Annotated in this window: 17 protein-coding genes; 4 read left to right on the top strand and 13 right to left on the bottom strand. The window is 50.2% G+C overall.

Annotated elements, in window-relative coordinates:
* The first annotated feature begins 5 nt into the window (after positions 1 to 5).
* A complete protein-coding gene (locus RC73_RS01370; RefSeq protein WP_082014210.1) occupies positions 6 to 1,472 on the top strand; it encodes a transporter substrate-binding domain-containing diguanylate cyclase in 1,467 nt (488 codons plus the stop codon).
* Between the two features lie 69 nt (positions 1,473 to 1,541).
* On the opposite strand, the gene dgt is transcribed toward RC73_RS01370, so the two are convergent.
* Positions 1,542 to 2,999 carry a dGTPase gene (dgt, locus tag RC73_RS01365; protein WP_268814483.1) on the bottom strand — a complete coding sequence of 486 codons (1,458 nt, stop codon included), beginning with the start codon at positions 2,997 to 2,999 and terminating at the stop codon, positions 1,542 to 1,544.
* 190 nt (positions 3,000 to 3,189) lie between these two features.
* Here dgt and RC73_RS01360 point away from each other — a divergent pair, with 190 nt between their 5' ends.
* Positions 3,190 to 3,651 carry a hypothetical protein gene (locus RC73_RS01360; protein ID WP_152608403.1) on the top strand — a complete coding sequence of 154 codons (462 nt, stop codon included), beginning with the start codon at positions 3,190 to 3,192 and terminating at the stop codon, positions 3,649 to 3,651.
* 174 nt (positions 3,652 to 3,825) lie between these two features.
* On the opposite strand, the gene ttcA is transcribed toward RC73_RS01360, so the two are convergent.
* From ttcA to ccoN, 11 genes are all read right to left on the bottom strand, one after another.
* Positions 3,826 to 4,788: a tRNA 2-thiocytidine(32) synthetase TtcA gene (ttcA, locus tag RC73_RS01355; protein ID WP_039032956.1), complete on the bottom strand. Its 963-nt coding sequence runs from the start codon at positions 4,786 to 4,788 to the stop codon at positions 3,826 to 3,828.
* Positions 4,789 to 4,865: 77 nt separating this feature from the next.
* Positions 4,866 to 5,792 carry a universal stress protein UspE gene (uspE, locus tag RC73_RS01350; RefSeq protein ID WP_039032955.1) on the bottom strand — a complete coding sequence of 309 codons (927 nt, stop codon included), beginning with the start codon at positions 5,790 to 5,792 and terminating at the stop codon, positions 4,866 to 4,868.
* Between the two features lie 89 nt (positions 5,793 to 5,881).
* The gene (etrA, locus tag RC73_RS01345) at positions 5,882 to 6,634 is read right to left on the bottom strand and encodes an electron transport transcriptional regulator EtrA (RefSeq protein WP_025010389.1); all 753 of its coding nucleotides are present in this window, start codon (positions 6,632 to 6,634) and stop codon (positions 5,882 to 5,884) included.
* A 55-nt stretch (positions 6,635 to 6,689) separates the two neighbouring features.
* Positions 6,690 to 7,382, bottom strand: a complete 693-nt coding sequence (locus RC73_RS01340) for a sulfite exporter TauE/SafE family protein (protein ID WP_039032954.1) — start codon at positions 7,380 to 7,382, stop codon at positions 6,690 to 6,692.
* Positions 7,372 to 7,599, bottom strand: a complete 228-nt coding sequence (gene ccoS / locus RC73_RS01335) for a cbb3-type cytochrome oxidase assembly protein CcoS (RefSeq protein ID WP_039032953.1) — start codon at positions 7,597 to 7,599, stop codon at positions 7,372 to 7,374. The genes RC73_RS01340 and ccoS overlap by 11 nt, the downstream gene beginning before the upstream one ends.
* Positions 7,596 to 9,992, bottom strand: coding sequence for a heavy metal translocating P-type ATPase (locus tag RC73_RS01330; RefSeq protein WP_039032952.1), 2,397 nt, complete (start codon positions 9,990 to 9,992; stop codon positions 7,596 to 7,598). Before RC73_RS01330 ends, ccoS begins: the two co-directional genes overlap by 4 nt.
* Before the next feature lie 8 nt (positions 9,993 to 10,000).
* The gene (locus tag RC73_RS01325; protein ID WP_039032951.1) at positions 10,001 to 10,480 is read right to left on the bottom strand and encodes a FixH family protein; all 480 of its coding nucleotides are present in this window, start codon (positions 10,478 to 10,480) and stop codon (positions 10,001 to 10,003) included.
* Between the two features lie 104 nt (positions 10,481 to 10,584).
* On the bottom strand, positions 10,585 to 11,565 hold the full coding sequence (ccoP, locus tag RC73_RS01320; protein ID WP_039033029.1) for a cytochrome-c oxidase, cbb3-type subunit III: 981 nt from the start codon (positions 11,563 to 11,565) through the stop codon (positions 10,585 to 10,587).
* A gap of 5 nt (positions 11,566 to 11,570) precedes the next feature.
* A complete protein-coding gene (locus tag RC73_RS01315) occupies positions 11,571 to 11,747 on the bottom strand; it encodes a CcoQ/FixQ family Cbb3-type cytochrome c oxidase assembly chaperone (RefSeq protein ID WP_039032950.1) in 177 nt (58 codons plus the stop codon).
* Positions 11,748 to 11,757: 10 nt separating this feature from the next.
* Positions 11,758 to 12,363, bottom strand: a complete 606-nt coding sequence (gene ccoO, locus RC73_RS01310; RefSeq protein ID WP_025010382.1) for a cytochrome-c oxidase, cbb3-type subunit II — start codon at positions 12,361 to 12,363, stop codon at positions 11,758 to 11,760.
* A 12-nt stretch (positions 12,364 to 12,375) separates the two neighbouring features.
* Entirely contained in the window at positions 12,376 to 13,812 is a 1,437-nt protein-coding gene (ccoN, locus tag RC73_RS01305; RefSeq protein WP_028779894.1) for a cytochrome-c oxidase, cbb3-type subunit I, read from the bottom strand.
* 265 nt (positions 13,813 to 14,077) lie between these two features.
* Between ccoN and RC73_RS01300 the strand changes: the two genes are divergently transcribed.
* A complete protein-coding gene (locus RC73_RS01300; protein WP_039032949.1) occupies positions 14,078 to 14,539 on the top strand; it encodes a hypothetical protein in 462 nt (153 codons plus the stop codon).
* A gap of 36 nt (positions 14,540 to 14,575) precedes the next feature.
* Here RC73_RS01300 and RC73_RS01295 read toward each other — a convergent pair whose 3' ends face one another.
* Positions 14,576 to 16,153, bottom strand: coding sequence for a response regulator (locus RC73_RS01295; protein ID WP_039033028.1), 1,578 nt, complete (start codon positions 16,151 to 16,153; stop codon positions 14,576 to 14,578).
* 225 nt (positions 16,154 to 16,378) lie between these two features.
* Here RC73_RS01295 and RC73_RS01290 point away from each other — a divergent pair, with 225 nt between their 5' ends.
* Positions 16,379 to 16,567, top strand: coding sequence for a hypothetical protein (locus RC73_RS01290; protein ID WP_319619576.1), 189 nt, complete (start codon positions 16,379 to 16,381; stop codon positions 16,565 to 16,567).
* Positions 16,568 to 16,584: the final 17 nt, after the last annotated feature.

Here is a 16,584-nt window from a genome sequence, read left to right as displayed (position 1 = left end):
GCCTGATGAAACTTGCTGTTATTGTCTCTCTTACTCCTTGGCTTCAGCTGTTGTCGATTACTCTGTCTCGGCTATGTCAAAGTCAAACAAGGCTTGTTTTTCTGCCTCTGTTATTGGTAGTTGGCCAAAGCTTGGCTGCAGAGCAAACGAATAAGGGTCAGATTGAAGTTCCGATCAGAGAGCTTGTTGTCACCAACTCAGGTTCCTGGAAACCGTTTTCTTACCTGAATGATGCCGGTGAACCCAGCGGCATGTTAGTGGATATTTGGCGTGAATATGCCAAGGCCAATCGAGTCAAAATCCGATTCATATTGACCGATTGGCAACACTCGCTGGATTTGGTTCGCAGCGGTCAGGCCGATATTCATGCCGGATTGCTTTGGTCTCAGGAAAGAGAGCATTATCTCGATTATGCCCAGGGGCTACTTGGCATAGAGAGTCAACTGTTCTTCAACCAGGCATTGCTCGGTACAGAGCCTGGCCGTTATCTGGATAGCGGTGGTGAAGTGGGAGTGGTGAGCGGCGGCTATGAAGAGGCTTTCGTTCGTCGAGAGTTTCCAAATACCAGCTTAATTGTTTATGCCAGTAACGAGCAGATGCTCAAAAGTGCAGTAGCGGGAAGGTTAAAAGCCTTTGTTGCTGATCTCCAGGTTGCCAATTTCTACCTTTACACCTCGCAAGAACCTACACTTTTTGTTCCGGTTCGTCATCTTTACAGTGCTCAAGTTCGCTCGGCCGTCAAAGAGGGGAACATCACTTTACAGGAAGAAATTCGGCAAGGATTGGCGCGCATTCCTGATGCCGAATACCAAAGGATCCTAAATCGTTGGATGTATGTGGAAACGGTTTATCCACGCTATCTATTGCAAGTTGTTTTGGCTTTGCTTTTTCTGGCTGTCATAAGCTACGTATTTATGCTTCGTCGCACTGTGGCTATCCGCACTGCAGAACTGGAAGCAGTTAACGCAGAGTTGCTTCATTTGGCGGCAACCGATAGCCTGACAGGAATAAGCAACCGACGGGCATTTATGGAGGCATTGGAACAAGCTTGCGACAGCCGCAGTTACGATAGTTTAACCCTGTTGCTGTTTGATATTGATGATTTTAAAAGGATCAATGACAGTTATGGTCATCTTGTAGGGGATGAGCTCATCTGCCAACTGGTACAGAGGGTGGCAACTCTTTTGCCAGAAGATGCCGTATTTGCCCGGGTAGGCGGAGAGGAGTTCTGTATCCTGCAATTGGGGATGACAGAGAGCGGAACCCAAAAGCTGGCAAGGAGTTTATTGTTGTCCGTAGGACAAGCACCATTTTCGACCAAAGTGGGCGAACTGCCACTCAGTATTAGCATAGGAGCCGTCTACGCAGATCCGGGAAGTCGAGATCCGCTTTCGGTACTTGCCGATGCCGATCGCTTGATGTATCAGGTTAAGGCGTCCGGACGTAATGATCTGCTGTTCCGACGTTTCTGATAATAACTGATTGTCGCCAGAGGCCAGGTTCTTATGCAGTTATTTTAATAGTCTTTATCAAGCTCAGACTCAGTCAAGTACCATAAGTAGTCTGTACTCATCCAAAGCGTATTGGTCTGTCATGCCGCTGATATAATCCTGCAGTAAACGGCACCTATGATAAAATTCAGGATACTGATTGGTTTCAATGGCTCTTTTATAGGTGGCCAGGTGTTTACCAGGCAGCTTATGGAATAGCCGGGTTTCGATAAGCGCAGTTTTGGGCTGCCCTTGTACCAGTTTGCTAAACTCGTCCTCGCTCAATGCCAGCAGGGAACGATAGTTATCCAGTAAGCCTGTTATGATCCTGTATCCCTGCAGCTCAAGTTTCTCCACTTCCCGATGGCAAAATACCTGTTTAATAGCGACTTGCTTGAGCGTTTCTGTAATGGCGTGCTCATAGCCGCCATCTTCAAGCAGCGACTCGTTCAGGTTGCCGTGGTACACAGCATCAATATTGTCGATAAAGCGCTTGGCGGCATGATTGACCAAAGGGTGTATCAGCCGAACCCGGAGGAAAGTAAAGAACTGGCTTTGTTGGTTGATTGCCAGGTGACGGGCGCTGCTGTCTGCCGCTTCAATCGATTTACTCATAAAGTCCTGGTGTCCGAGAGCGTCTTGCTTGACTGCAATTTGCCGCTGGTATTCGGCTATCAGACTCTGTTTTAGGATATCCAACTCTATAATGCCTTTTTCCACCGCATCTTCAATGTCAGCAAGGCAGTATGAAATATCATCGGCGGCCTCCATGATGTAACTCACTGGGTGACGACAACCGGGCGCCATTTCCATGGCTTGTGTCAGTTCGGCAACAAAGCTGGACTCACTGGCGTAATAACCAACTTTTTTCATCAAATAGCTATGCTCAGGACTGGCTTTATCTTTCACTAGCGTGCCCGGGCGAGTGTATTTCAAAATGCCGGCCAGTTGACTGTAGGTGAGGTTGAGCCCTAACAAGGTGTGGATTAAGCGTATACCTTGGGCATTACCCTCAAAATGAGATAAATCTTGAATTAATTCAGGATACTCGGAATCAAACCCTGAAGGAACAAGAGAAGTAAGATTACGACTGAACCAATGACTGATAGCGGCTTCACCGAAGTGACCAAAGGGAGGATTACCGACGTCGTGCATCAGACAACTCATTTCCACCAGGGTTTCCAGTTGCCGCTCCAATTCTTGCAGACCGTATAGCTCAGCATCCGGCCCCAGGTATCTAAATATCCTCTGTGCGATAAAGCGTCCAACTTGTTGTACTTCCAACGAATGTGTCAAACGACTTCGTACCGCGGCATTGCGCTCCAGCGGGAATACCTGAGTCTTTTGCTGTAGACGGCGAATGGCGGCCGAGTTAATGATACGGCCGCGATCACTCTCCAGTGCCAACTGCAGTTTTTCTGGATTATCGACCCGAGCGTCCACTTTGCCAAAGGGGCGTTGTGCTGTAATTTTACGACGAAAATCTATCTCAGAAAATGTGGATGACACCGAGAAAACCTCCAAATAAGTGGTTGCCTGAAAAAGAAAAAACTCAGCAATTTGTAAGTACTTTCAATGTGCCACAGTTTATCCCATGGAGCCAATTTGTGACACTCTATGTAAATTTGCGATGAGTTCGATAGCGTCTTTGGCGATCGCAGAGTACTATCCTGACAAATCCTTTGTCAGAGAAGTGTTAATGCTCAAGTCTTTAAGTGTGATGTTGCTGCTTATTTTAGCGGCGACCCTCGGTTTCCTGATGTTCCATGGCGATGATACCCTGCCGGACAGACTCCAAGGGGAGTGGACAACCGGTTGTCTCAGTGACGAAAAATTGGGTAAGGAGTTTATCATGCGCTTTGAGGAAAACCGCTACCATAGTGTGGCTAATCTCTATGATAATAACCAATGCACAGGCGTGCCGCTGAGTCAGATAAAGGGCAGTGCTTATGTTGAATCCATTGGGGATAAAATCACGACTTGTGAAGGCCTTGAAGCAGATGAAGCCATGCTGTATTGGGATGAACTGGGGGATGCCAAAGCGTTTGTCTATTACATCAATGAACAAGGAGAACTGTTGACCGGACGGCCCAATGAAGACAAGAGTGCAGCGGCTCAGTGGTGTCTCGATCAGGACGCCAAGTTCCACCGTAGTAAATAATCCAACCAAGCTGCAAGGGATGGGGCAGATTTGTTCCAGCCCCATCTGCGCTGACATTCGCCATTCGACGAAAAGCCATTCAGATCCTGGCAGTATTTCGTATTTTAATGGCCGTCGTAATATGCGGTAATGGTTCCGAACAAGCAATGGCAGCTTGTTCGGATAATAGCGTGATCAGGGCTGATAAACGCCCACTACTTCAATACGTTGACTCGAGTCTGCATGTTTTGCTGCATTATCGAGATCGATATGGCCGCTGTTGCTGACATCCATAAAGTCAAAGGCTGGTAAATCTGCTTCGGCAACTTCACCGCTGGCAGGAGCATCCGGATTACGCTCCAGAGCCAAAAAGTCAAACACGTTTCTATCAACGCCTTGGGATGGTGCAGTATTTTGCATCGCAGTAAAAATGGTTTCGATGCGGCCGGGGAACTGTTTGTCCCACAGCTTGAGCATATTTTTGACCTCGGCGCGCTTGAGGTTTTCCTGGGAGCCGCAAAGGTTACATGGAATGATAGGGAAGGCTTTCAGCTTGGCGTATTCGGCAATGTCTTTTTCTCGGCAATAGGCGAGGGGACGGATCACCATATTGGCTCCGTCATCCGATAGCAACTTGGGTGGCATGGCCTTCATCTTGCCACCATAGAACATGTTAAGGAACAGGGTTTCTATGATGTCGTCTCTGTGGTGGCCGAGTGCTATCTTGGTGGCTCCTATTCGCTGGGCAAACCCATAAAGGGTACCGCGGCGCAGCCTGGAACAAAGCGAGCAGGTGGTCTTGCCTTCGGGGATCTTATCTTTGACTATCGAATAAGTGTCTTTTTCTAGAATATGGTAGGCCACGCCTAGGCTATCCAGATACGCCGGCAGCACTTCTTCCGGGAAGCCGGGCTGTTTCTGATCCAGATTGACGGCGACAATTTCAAACTGCACAGGTGCACGCTGCTGCAGGTTCAACAAAATGTCCAGCATGGCATAGCTGTCTTTGCCGCCGGAGAGGCAGCACATCACGCGATCGCCTTCTTCAATCATGTTGTAATCAGCAATGGCACTGCCGACTTCGCGGCGTAAACGCTTTTGCAGTTTGTTGAGACGAGTGATTTGTTTCTTATCCAGCTCTTGCATAACTTCAGACATAAAAAATAAGCGCCCAGTAACACTATGGTTCAGGGCGCGTATTATTCCAGCTAAAGCCGGTCGGGTAAAGGGGCGACTCAGGCCAGAGGCGACTTATAACCGTCGGGTTTGACCGCCAGCAGATCGCAGTTGACCGAATCTATCACATGTTCTGCTGTGTTGCCGATAAGCGCGGCAGAGAATCCGGTACGACCCACAGTGCCGAGAACGACCAATTCGGCGTCCAATTGCTCTGCCAGCTCAGGGATAACATCCTCAGGCAGACCTTCTTTCACGTGACAGTGGGCGGTATCAACCCCGTAGCTGTTGGCCAGATAATTGACCCGTTGCTCGTGCTGCATGCGAATGGTTTCGTTGTAAGTGTGGGCATCAAAGTCCGGCAGTTCAATCGCCAGGTTGACCGGAGTTCCCGGATAACCGTTAACCAGGTGCACCTCGGCATCGAACTTGGCTGCAAGCTCTTGAGCATGTTCAATGATCTTGCCGTTCAGGGATTGATGTTCTTCATCTTCAGAAGCAACGTTAACGGCGCAGAGAATTTTACCTTTTACCGGCCAGTCATGCTGTTTTACCAGCAACACAGGTACGGGAGCCTTACGCAACAAGTGCCAGTCGGTGGGGGTGAAAATAACCGCTTTGAGTTTGTCGTGCTCATGGGTGCCTTTGACTATCAGGTCATATTCTCCCTGAATGGCAAAGTTGATGATGCTCTCAAACGGGCGGTTGTGCCACAGTACTTCACTGTCTATCTCGAGTCCGGCTTGCTGGTGCGGTTTGAGCAGATCAGCGATCCAGGCTTTACGTTGGTTAATCACCCCTTGACGCATGGCCTCACGTTCCTGATTGGAAAGAATTGAGGTCATTTCATAGGAGAAATCAAAGATAGACAGAAAGACAGTGATCTTGGCCTTGCTGCGGGTGGCGAGTTCCACCGCGCGGGCAAGAGCAGGTTGCTGTTCTGATGTAGGGTCGACTACGACCAATAGCTTTTGATAGTCCCTCATGGCTTTTTCCTTATTCCGCAGGATATACCTATATCATGCGATATTGGCTGTGATTTGTATTGCTTGAGATCAATATATTGAATCGCTTGCTATCTTGCTATCCGGGCAGCTCCAGCCAACCTGTCGAGCTCTTCCAGATCCAGTATAGTGATATATTTGCCTTTCACTTCAATTAGTCCGGCCTTTTGGAACCGTCCCAGCAAACGACTGATAGTTTCTACCGTCAGGCCAAGATAGTTGCCTATATCACCACGGGTCATGGTGAGGCGAAATTCCCTAGGGGAGAAGCCACGGCTGCCAAAACGAGCGGCCAGGTTACTGATGAAAGCGGCCAAGCGTTCCTCGGCATTCTTTTTGCTTAGCAGCAGGATCATCCCTTGGTCACTCATGATTTCATTACTCATCAAGCGCATGATCTGTTGTCTGAGTTTGGGCATGGTACCTGAGAGCTCATCCAGAGTATTGAAGGGGATTTCACAGACCATAGAGGTTTCCAGGGCCTGGGCAAAACTCTGGTGTGACTGGGCATGGATACCGTCAAAGCCTATGACATCACCGGCCAGATGGAAGCCGGTGATCTGCTCATCACCCTGTTCTGTGATGGTATAGCTTTTAATCGTTCCGGAGCGAATAGCATATAGAGACTTTAGCGGATCTCCGGACTTGAACAGCTGTTCACCTTTCTGAATGGGTTTCTTGCGTTCGATAATGTTGTCAAGCTGATCCAACTCATTAGTGTTGAGCGTAAAGGGAATACACAAGGTCCCCATGCTGCAATCATGACAATGAATGGTACAGCCCCCGGCAGCAGGGCGACGATGCTTGTTGTTGTCTATTGTCATAGTCTTTCTCAAGTAAAGCGACTCTTCCCATGTTAAACCAATTCACTGACCCCGGCTAGTCGAGCTGAGCCAAGGCGATATAGAGTGTTTGGATCCCGAATCCAACCAAGAGTAAACCGGCAATTAAACGCACGGCGCGCTTTTGAGCCCAGTCGGCCAGCGCCTTGGCGGCAACCCCGGCGCTGAGCAGGGCAGGTAATGTTCCCAAACCGAAACAAAGCATAATAAGCGCGCCCTGGCTGGCGCTGCCGCTGGCCACGGCCCAGGTAAGAGTGCTGTATACCAGCCCACAAGGCAACCAGCCCCAGACCATACCAGCCAATAAAGCCTGCCCGGGGTGAGTCACGGGTAACACTTTTTGGGACAATGGTTTAAGTAAATGCCACAATCCCTGACCCAGGCGCTCAATCTGCACCAGCCCTACCCAGATGCGGGCAATATAGAGCCCCATGGCGATCATCATCACACCGGCAATGAGCCTGAGCACCAAGAGGTAAATATCGATATCAAACAGCATGCCAAGCCCAGCGGCAGAACCGCCCACCAAAGCGCCGGCCAGGCTGTAACTGAGAATACGGCCAAGATTATAGGGAAGCAGAAACGAGAGTTGTTGCGCCAGCGGATTCTGGCCTCGACGGGCAGCGGGAAGCTGGCTCGAAAAGGCGCCCACCAAACCACCGCACATACCAAAGCAGTGTCCGGCTCCCATTAGGCCCACTAAAAAGGCACCTGTGAGGTTATATTCCATTGCCTCTATCCTGAGGAGCTTGAGTGACTTCAGTTTCAGCCGTTTGAGATTGCTCCTGTTGCGTCTTGCTGTCCATAGGTTCCTCATCAAACAGAATCGACACACTGTGGCGCTCAAGATCGTCAAATTGATCCGATTTTACCGCCCAGAAAAACACACCAACAGCAATCAGCACAAACAGCATGGCGATGGGGATTAGTACGTAAATAATACTCATAAGCGGACCCTGAGAAGTCTGAGGCTGTTGCTGACAACGATCAGCGAACTGGCCGACATGCCGATGGCGGCGATATATGGTGCGACATGACCTGTTACGGCCAGAGGCAGTATAAGAAGGTTATATCCCAAAGCCCAGGCAAGATTTTGACGAATGATACGATTGGCTTTGCGGGCAACGGCTATGGCTTGGGTAAAGCGCCACAGATGATCGCCAAGCAGAATCAGATCAGCACTGTTTTTCGCCAGCGCGGTGCCACTGCCCATGGCGATAGAGAGATCGGCGCCGGCAAGCACTGGGGCATCATTGATGCCATCGCCGAACATGGCTACCTTATGTTGTTGTTGCAAACTGCGTACATAGTCGAGCTTGTCTGCCGGGCTCATGTCTGCGTGCACTTCAGTTATGCCAACTTGCCGGGCCAGAGATTCGACATGGGGCCGGGTATCACCGCTGGCAATCGCCAGACGGATATTGTTTGCCTTGAGTGCCTCGACCGTATCCTTGGCGTCTTCTCTCAGCCTGTCTTGCAAAATAAAACTGGCCACCAAACCTTGCTCATCGGCGAGGAACACCTGTTGCTGCTGACTTGGCGCAAACTTGATACCGACAAACTCGGCGTTGCCTATCTTAAAATCGCGACCATTGATTTGGCCGCTGATGCCGCGAGCCACTTGATGATGCACGTTTTCAGCCTCAAGTGTGCCCCCATAAGGGCTGAAAGCCAGAGCTATCGGGTGCAATGAACCGGCTTCGAGCGCTGCCGCCAATTGTTTTACCTGCAACTCGCTGTACTCAGCTTCACGGCCTTTGTTGATGCGGGTTTCCAATAAGGTCAGATTACCGCAGGTGAGGGTGCCTGTCTTGTCAAAGACGACAGCATCAATTTGTGGCAATTTTTCAAATACCCCCGCTTTACGGGTAATCACCCCGAGGCGGGTAAACAGTGCCGTAGCACAGGTCACAGCAGTCGGGGTTGCCAGGGCCAGCGCGCATGGGCAGGTAGCTACCAATACAGACAGCGTGACCCAGAAAGCATCTTCGGGTGAGAACTGGTGCCACACCAGATAAGTGATAGCCGCTATGCTGAGTATGGTGCCGGTGAAATAACGCGACAGCTTGTCGGCCGTCATGGCGACGGCGGGTTTGTTATTGGAGGCCAGTTCCTGCAAGCGGATGATTTCTGCCACCAGTTGATCTTGGCCTATGGCGTTCACCCGTACTTTCAGTGGTTGATCCTGATTGATGGTACCGGCATAAACCTGGTCTCCAGGCTGTTTGCTCTGCGGCATCTGCTCGCCGGTAAGCATGGCCTCGTTGACCGCAGAATGGCCGTGCTCAACCGAGCCGTCGGCGGGGATCACTTCCCCCGGTCTTACCAGCACCAAGTCGCCTATTTGCAGACGTTTGGCGGGGATCTCTTCGTTGCTGCCATCTTCCGCAATACGTTGGGCGGTCAAGGGCACCAACTTATGCAGGTTACTCGAACTGACCGAGGCTTTCTGCCGCGCCGCCTGTTCAAAATAGCGCCCAAGCAACAGGAAGAAGGTGAACATGGACACAGACTCGAAATAGACTTCGCCAGTGCCTTGTACTGTCGCAATACAGCTGGCGATATAGGCGCCGCAGATGGCGATGGAGACAGACACATCCATATTGAGCCTGCCGGCAAGCAGGGCCCGCAGCGCACTGAAATAAAAAGGCTGCGCCGAATAGAACACCACAGGTGCGGCAAACATCATGCTTACCCAGCGGAAATAGTCGCGATATTCCACTTCAAGCCCGGTAAAGTAACCGGCGTACAGCGCCAGGGCAAACATCATCACCTGCATGGTGGCAAAGCCCGCCAAGCCAAGCCTCAGCAGAAACTTACGGCTGTTCTTTTTACTCTGAACTTCCTGATCATCCAACTGATAAGGCGCCGCCTGATAACCGATACGGCCGATTTGATTAAGTATTTCAGACAGCTTAATGTCGGCCGGACGCCAACTGATGAGGGCTCTTTGGGTGGTGGAGTTAACCTGCACCGAATCTATGCCGGGCAACTGTTTAACTTTATGCTCGATGAGCCAGGCGCAGGCGGCACAGGTAATGCCGTCAATCGATAGCGAGACTGAGGTTTGATTGCCTTGATCATGCACAAAATCCTGCTGCACTTCGGGAAGATCGTAGGCACTGAAGGTCTTGAGCTCGTCCGGCACCAGAGCGTTTTGCCTGCTGCCGGGTTCGGAGCGAAATTTATAGTAATTGGTCAGTCCGGCATCCATGATGGCCTGAGCCACTGCCTGACAGCCAAGACAACACATGGGCTGAGCCTGACCATCAATCACTGTACTGAACTGCATACCCGTGGTCACGGGCTCCCCACAATGAAAACAGACTGTATGTGTCATGACAGCACTCAATTGAGCCAGTAGGTTTTATCCGCTTCTATTTGCAGTCTTTGCTGCAAACGCCATTTACGGTCAAATCCTTCGATTCGCACAACCCAGGCGCCATCAAGCGACTCATTGGGGATATAGCGATAGACCTTGGAGGCATCAGCCGTCAGCATTTGGGTAAAATCCTTTTCTGCCAGAGTTGGGTGGTAAAACTCCAGATTCATTGCCGCGAGATATTCCGGGCCGCCGTGTTGGGTTATCAAAAGTTCACCATTATGCCATTCAAGGGAAAACTGCATCCCCAGTTGACGGGCATATTGAATTTTGTGGATGTCCTGGTTAATTGCCTTACCGTTTTTATAGTAGTCGTCGGCAACCAGGGAATCGGAGTTGGTGAGGGCAATACGCAGAGTGGCAAAACTGGCTATAACGGCGCACATGGGCAAAACGATAAGAAACCAAGGCCAGAACTGCTTATACCAGGCTTGTGGAGCGCTCATACTGTTTACCTACTATTCTATTTGGGCGGCTATTCTATCGCGAAAGCGGTTTTTTAAAAACAAAGGCCCCGAAATTATCGAGGCCTTTGAAAAGTCAAGCGAACTTACTTCTCTGCCTGATGTGACAAGCTGTATACGTAAGCGGCGATAACGTGAACTTTCTCTTCACCGAGAACGTCTTTCCAAGGTGGCATAACGCCACTGCGGCCGTTCTTGATGGATTCCATTATCACGCCACGGCTGCCGCCGTAGAGCCAGACATTGTCGGTCAGGTTAGGGGCACCCATCAGCTTGTTGCCTTTGGCGTCCATACCGTGACAGGCAAAACAGCCCTTCATGAATGAACCCTGGCCTTTGGCAGCCAAAGCCGCGTCGTGTTCACGACCGGACAGGCTAATCACATATTCGGCCAAACCTTCAATCTCGCTGTCATCGATAGGCAGACCACCTTTAGGTGGCATCATACCGTGACGACCGTTCATTATGGTGGTCTTGATGGTTTCCAACTCGCCGCCGTACAACCAGTCACCGTCGGTCAGGTTAGGGAAACCTTTGCCACCACGACCGGCAGAGCCGTGACACTGGGCACAGTTCTGCAGGAACAGACGGCCACCTACTTTGAGAGCTTCTTCGTTCTTAACCAGCTCGGCCAATGGCGTTGCTTTATAGGCTTCGAAGATAGGGCCGTACTTCTCATCGGCAAGCTTCACTTCCTGATCGTACTGCACCCAACGGCCTTCTTCTGTTGCGTCGGCAATCGCCTTGGCAGAGTCGGCCTTGATGCCTTGCTCTGTACCTATGCTCTGGTTGGAACTACTCCAGCCGAGCAGGCCTTTGTAATTACCCAGGCCTGGGTAGAGTACCAGGTAGAGCAGACCAAAGATGATGGTGATATAAAAGAGATAGCTCCACCATTTAGGCAGTGGGTTGTTGATCTCCTGGATACCATCATAGCTGTGGTCCATCAGGTCGCCTTCTTTAATCTCCGGCGTGGTGTTTTTGGAGCAGAGCCGTAGCAGAATAAAACATCCTGCGATCACCAGTAAGCTGAGTACGGTGATCCAGATACTCCAGAAGTTACTCATTAACATTATTTGTGTTCTCCTGAGTCCTTCGCATTCTGGTGTTGTTCTTCATCGGAAAACACCAGGTTAGCCGCTTCGTCGAATTGCTTTTGACGACGCGAGCTATATGCCCAAGCAAATATCCCGACAAAAACCAGGATCAAAACCAGCGTTATAATCCCTTGTATAGTGCCGTAGTCCATATTTGCCTCCTTATTTCAGTGCGTGTCCCAGCGACTGCAGATAGGCGATCAGCGCCTGCAACTCTGTCTTGCCTTCAACGGCTTTTTGGGCGCCTTCGATATCTTTATCTTCGTATGGCACACCAAAACCACGCATCACTTCCATTTTCTTGGCTGTGTATTCACCTGTTAGGGTGTTTTCAGCAAGCCAAGGGAAGGCAGGCATGTTGGACTGAGGAACAACGGCACGGGGATCGATCAGGTGAACTTCATGCCATTTGTCACTGTAACGACCACCCACACGGGCCAGGTCGGGACCGGTGCGCTTGGAGCCCCACAGGAATGGGTGATCCCAAACAGATTCACCGGCAACCGAATAGTGGCCGTAACGCTCGGTTTCGGCACGCAGCGGACGGATCATCTGACTGTGACAGTTGTTACATCCTTCACGGATATAGATATCACGGCCTTCCAGCTGCAGGGCTGTGTAAGGCTTGAGACCGGCAACCGGCTCAGTGGTATCTTTTTGGAAGATAAGCGGCGTGATCTGCACCAGGCCACCAATACTGATGGCAATCACAGTGAAGATACCCAGCAGGCCGACGTTCTTCTCAACTATTTCATGATTGAATTTCATCGTTACTGCTCCTTATGCGGCTTTGGCTTCTGCGATGGCAGGCAGAGAGTCTTTAGGGGCATAAACAGTGCGCAGCACGTTGTAAGCCATGATCAGCATACCCGTTACGAAGAAACAACCACCCAGGAAGCGGACGAAGTAGAACGGATAAGAGGCTTCCAGACTTTCAACAAAGCTGTAAGTCAGGGTGCCGTCTGCGTTCACAGCGCGCCACATCAGACCTTGCATTACACCGGAGATCCACATGGCAACGATATAAAGTACGGTACCGATAGTCGCCAGCCAGAAGTGCAGGTTCACCAGCTTGGTGGAGTACATGCGGCCATGACCAAACAGCACAGGGATCAGGTGGTACAGAGAACCGATAGACACCATCGCAACCCAGCCAAGTGCACCAGAGTGAACGTGACCAATGGTCCAGTCGGTGTAGTGAGACAGTGCGTTTACTGTCTTGATGGCCATCATAGGGCCTTCGAAGGTAGACATACCGTAGAAGGACAGAGATACCACCAGGAAGCGCAGAACCGGATCGGTACGCAGTTTATGCCAAGCACCGGACAGGGTCATGATACCGTTGATCATGCCGCCCCAAGAAGGTGCGAACAGGATCAGTGACATCACCATACCCAGAGACTGAGTCCAATCGGGCAGGGCGGTGTAATGCAGATGGTGAGGACCGGCCCAGATGTACAGGGCGATAAGTGCCCAGAAGTGGACAATCGACAGACGATATGAGTAAACGGGACGCCCGGCTTGTTTGGGAACGAAGTAATACATCATTCCGAGGAAACCGGCAGTCAGCAGGAAGCCTACCGCGTTATGGCCGTACCACCATTGCACCATAGCATCGACGGCGCCACTGTACAGCGAGTATGATTTCCACAGACTGACAGGAACAGCCATGGAGTTCACTATGTGCAGTACGGCTACTGTGATAATGAAGGCGCCAAAGAACCAGTTGGCCACATAGATGTGGGAAGTGGTTCGTTTGATAATGGTACCGAAGAACACGGTCGCATAAGCGATCCAGACTACGGCGATGGCGATATCAATCGGCCATTCCAGTTCGGCATATTCTTTACTGCTGGTGATACCCAGCGGCAGAGTGATTACGGCCGAAAGGATGATGGCTTGCCATCCCCAGAACGTGAATGCAGCCAGCTTAGGTGCAAACAGACGGGTCTGACAGGTGCGTTGAACGACATAATAGGATGTGGCGAAAAGGGCTGATGTGCCGAACGCAAAGATCACAGCATTGGTATGTAACGGTCTTAAACGACTGAAAGTTAACCAAGGAGTCTCAAAGTTCAGCTGTGGCCAGATTAACTGAGCCGCGATAAGTACACCTAATGACATACCAATAATGCCCCACAAAACTGTGGTTAAGGCAAATTGGCGGACAACGGTGTAATTGTAATCAGCGCCTGTTGGCTGGGAATGGTTCATCATATTGCTTCCACTGCTTATTACTTTTACTTGTTGTTCAGTAAAGGACTGGCCTTTACCTGTTATAAAATGACTCGAGTGAAGGCGTCCCCTATGAGAGTCACACTCTTGTGTCAATGGCTTGGCCTGCATATTTGGAATAAAACGTCAGGCGATGCAATGATACTTGAGCTACATCAAAAAAGATACCAATCTGCCGGACACAATGTTGATCCAGATCAAACTTGACCATAGAATGTTAACACCTTGCAGCATAAGGTGAAATTTTATGCATAGCGTGACTCTTTCCAAGCTATTTTGCGTCGTTTTCAGCCTGTTCGCGCTTCTTGGGTGTGACCAGGCTCAAGTTTCCAGCGCAACCCAATCTGCCAGCGATCCCAGTTTGTGTGATTTTTCCGTGTCTGCTTGTGTTAAAAAATTGGGCGAGCAGCAGATCTCTCTGATGTTAAACCCAGAATATGCCCCCAGCGAAAAGCCTATTCACTGGCAGCTTGGCTTTGATCGCCCAGTGTCCAATCTCAAACTTCGTGTAGAAGGCAGAGATATGTTTATGGGCGTCATTCCTATGACGCCATCTGCCACCGAAGGGGAATCATTTGAGGGCCAGCTGATTTTTGGCTCCTGCAGCAGTGGTTATATGGTATGGCGGGTGTTTGTCAGTTGGCAGCAAGGTACTGAACAGTACTCCACTTGGTTCGACTTTCTTGCTGATAGTCACAAGCAAAAGTAATAAGAATCACCTTATTGACGCGCCATTGGCAACAACTCAAGATCTCGCGTCATCGCGCCAGCTGTTTTTGATTTTGATGAAAACATCTATGTTATCGATAAACAGCTTTAAAAAGTTCGGATCAAAATGGTTGCCGCTACAGGATTGCATCTCACTCAGTACGTCATCGAGCGGCCAGGCCGGCTTATAGCAGCGGGCATGGGATAGCGCATCGAACACATCGGCAATGGCAACGATTCTGGCAAAAGGGTGGATCTCTTTGCCCGAGAGACCTCTGGGATAGCCACTGCCATCGTATTTCTCATGATGTTGCAAGGCTATGGTGCCGGCAGCCTTTAAAATGGGCCTTTCAGAATTAGCCAGGATCTGATGGCCGATTATCGGGTGTTGGCGCATTACATCCCATTCAATATCGTCCAGTTTCCCCGGTTTGAGCAGCACATTGTCGGGAATGGCTATTTTCCCTATATCATGCATAGGTGCTGCCCGCTTGAGCAGATCGGCTTCAGGCTCCGGCAAACCGGCTATCAGCGCCAGCGCGTGGCAATATTCGGCCATGCGTTTTACATGATTGGCCGCTTCCTTGGAGCGGCTTTCCACCACATCACCAAGACGTAGAATAAGCTCCGACTGAGTATCTTCCACCTCTTGGTTCAGCAACAGGTTTTCAAACGCCATCCCGACATTGATGGCAAAGATGTCGATAAGCTGTTTATCCAGATCGGTCAACTGGCTGACAGAATCCATATAAAGCAGGTTGACCCAGTTATTCTTGGCCGGAAAGTAGCCCACAAAGCAGTTATCCCGATAAAGGCAGCGCTGCTCTTTCAGGGCTTCTTCCATCAGTGAGCGGATCTCTGCAGGCAAGGGCTTTTCGTGGTGGTTGGTAAATTCACCTGTGGCGGCAATGATTTGAATTTTTTTGTTTTCACCAGGCTCAGTCACTGCATCCATAGCGTTACAACCGAGTATGGTTGTAGTGCCTTTTAACTCCAACAAGTTGGCGACCTGAGTCAGTAAGCCATCGGCAAATTTGTGCAGAGTGCGCAGTTCAAACAGGCCAGAAGTCGCTCCGAGTACTCGCTCCAGTCCGCGACGATGATTGAGCTGCATCTGCCGCGCCTGCTCAATTTCGGTAATGTCCCTGAAAGAACGAAGGGCAGAGTAGACACAGGTTGTCAGTTTACGGGAGTCCAGCTCGGCCTTGGCTTTATAGTCATTGATGTCATAGTTGACTATCACGTCCTCTTCCGGCGCTTGCCCGGGTTGGCCGGTGCGGAGAATCAGCCTGATAGCTTTATTTTGCAGCCTTTCACGGATCCAACGTACCAATTCAAGCCCGGCATGATCACTTTCCATCACCACATCAATAAAGGCGACGGCGACATCCTCTTCGCCTTGCAGTAACTCTTTGGCTTGTTCGCCACTATAGGCGTTGATAAAGCTCAAACCGCGGCCATCGAGCTTGAAACGGGAGAGGGCAAGTTTAGTGACTGTGTGCACATCAGGTTCATCATCCACCACAAGTATTTTCCAAGGGGGCAGATTATCTGTGGGGGTTGAAGCTGTCTTAGAGGCAAATAAAGGGCCTTTCTTGGCCGTGTCGATCAGCATCAGTCTGACTCCAATCATTTGAATAGTTTTGATTTACCAATCAAAAGTGTAGTCCAAGCCTAGAGAAGGGCTAGCAATTGTTCACAAAATTGGCTCACGGTGGGATAGGGGGATTTTCAGCAGCGTCAGGATCTACTATATTGAGAATTATTCTCATTAACGAAGGGTGAAAGAATGAAAGCCAACAGCAGAACAATAGCGTATAAAACTGATCAGGAGGTCTGCATGGCGATACCCGTCGCCAAACTGGCTGAGTTGATCCACAAGGGCGAGTTATGTGCCGCGGACTTTCGTTGTCTCGACAGTCAATCCAAAAAGCAGGTTTGGCAATTGTGCCTTTGGTGCTGTAAGCAAAGAGTCCATTGCGATCACCAGTGCAGCCAATGTGAGACAGAGATTAGTGCCGATAAATAACATTATCGGCATTAGTG

Source organism: Shewanella sp. ECSMB14102, from assembly GCF_000813075.1.
In the GTDB taxonomy this organism is placed as follows: Bacteria; Pseudomonadota; Gammaproteobacteria; order Enterobacterales; family Shewanellaceae; genus Shewanella; species Shewanella indica.
Note: the sequence above shows the minus strand (reverse complement) of the source record. Positions and strands in the feature narration are given on the sequence as shown.

Coding starts and splice junctions, on each gene's coding strand:
- RC73_RS01370 (WP_082014210.1), top strand. CDS start 6: ATGAAACTTGCTGTTATTGTCTCTCTTACTCCTTGGCTTCAGCTGTTG.
- RC73_RS01360 (WP_152608403.1), top strand. CDS start 3,190: ATGCTCAAGTCTTTAAGTGTGATGTTGCTGCTTATTTTAGCGGCGACC.
- ttcA (WP_039032956.1), bottom strand. CDS start 4,788: ATGTCTGAAGTTATGCAAGAGCTGGATAAGAAACAAATCACTCGTCTC.
- uspE (WP_039032955.1), bottom strand. CDS start 5,792: ATGAGGGACTATCAAAAGCTATTGGTCGTAGTCGACCCTACATCAGAA.
- etrA (WP_025010389.1), bottom strand. CDS start 6,634: ATGACAATAGACAACAACAAGCATCGTCGCCCTGCTGCCGGGGGCTGT.
- RC73_RS01340 (WP_039032954.1), bottom strand. CDS start 7,382: ATGGAATATAACCTCACAGGTGCCTTTTTAGTGGGCCTAATGGGAGCC.
- ccoS (WP_039032953.1), bottom strand. CDS start 7,599: ATGAGTATTATTTACGTACTAATCCCCATCGCCATGCTGTTTGTGCTG.
- RC73_RS01330 (WP_039032952.1), bottom strand. CDS start 9,992: ATGACACATACAGTCTGTTTTCATTGTGGGGAGCCCGTGACCACGGGT.
- RC73_RS01325 (WP_039032951.1), bottom strand. CDS start 10,480: ATGAGCGCTCCACAAGCCTGGTATAAGCAGTTCTGGCCTTGGTTTCTT.
- ccoP (WP_039033029.1), bottom strand. CDS start 11,565: ATGAGTAACTTCTGGAGTATCTGGATCACCGTACTCAGCTTACTGGTG.
- RC73_RS01315 (WP_039032950.1), bottom strand. CDS start 11,747: ATGGACTACGGCACTATACAAGGGATTATAACGCTGGTTTTGATCCTG.
- ccoO (WP_025010382.1), bottom strand. CDS start 12,363: ATGAAATTCAATCATGAAATAGTTGAGAAGAACGTCGGCCTGCTGGGT.
- ccoN (WP_028779894.1), bottom strand. CDS start 13,812: ATGATGAACCATTCCCAGCCAACAGGCGCTGATTACAATTACACCGTT.
- RC73_RS01300 (WP_039032949.1), top strand. CDS start 14,078: ATGCATAGCGTGACTCTTTCCAAGCTATTTTGCGTCGTTTTCAGCCTG.
- RC73_RS01295 (WP_039033028.1), bottom strand. CDS start 16,153: ATGCTGATCGACACGGCCAAGAAAGGCCCTTTATTTGCCTCTAAGACA.
- RC73_RS01290 (WP_319619576.1), top strand. CDS start 16,379: ATGGCGATACCCGTCGCCAAACTGGCTGAGTTGATCCACAAGGGCGAG.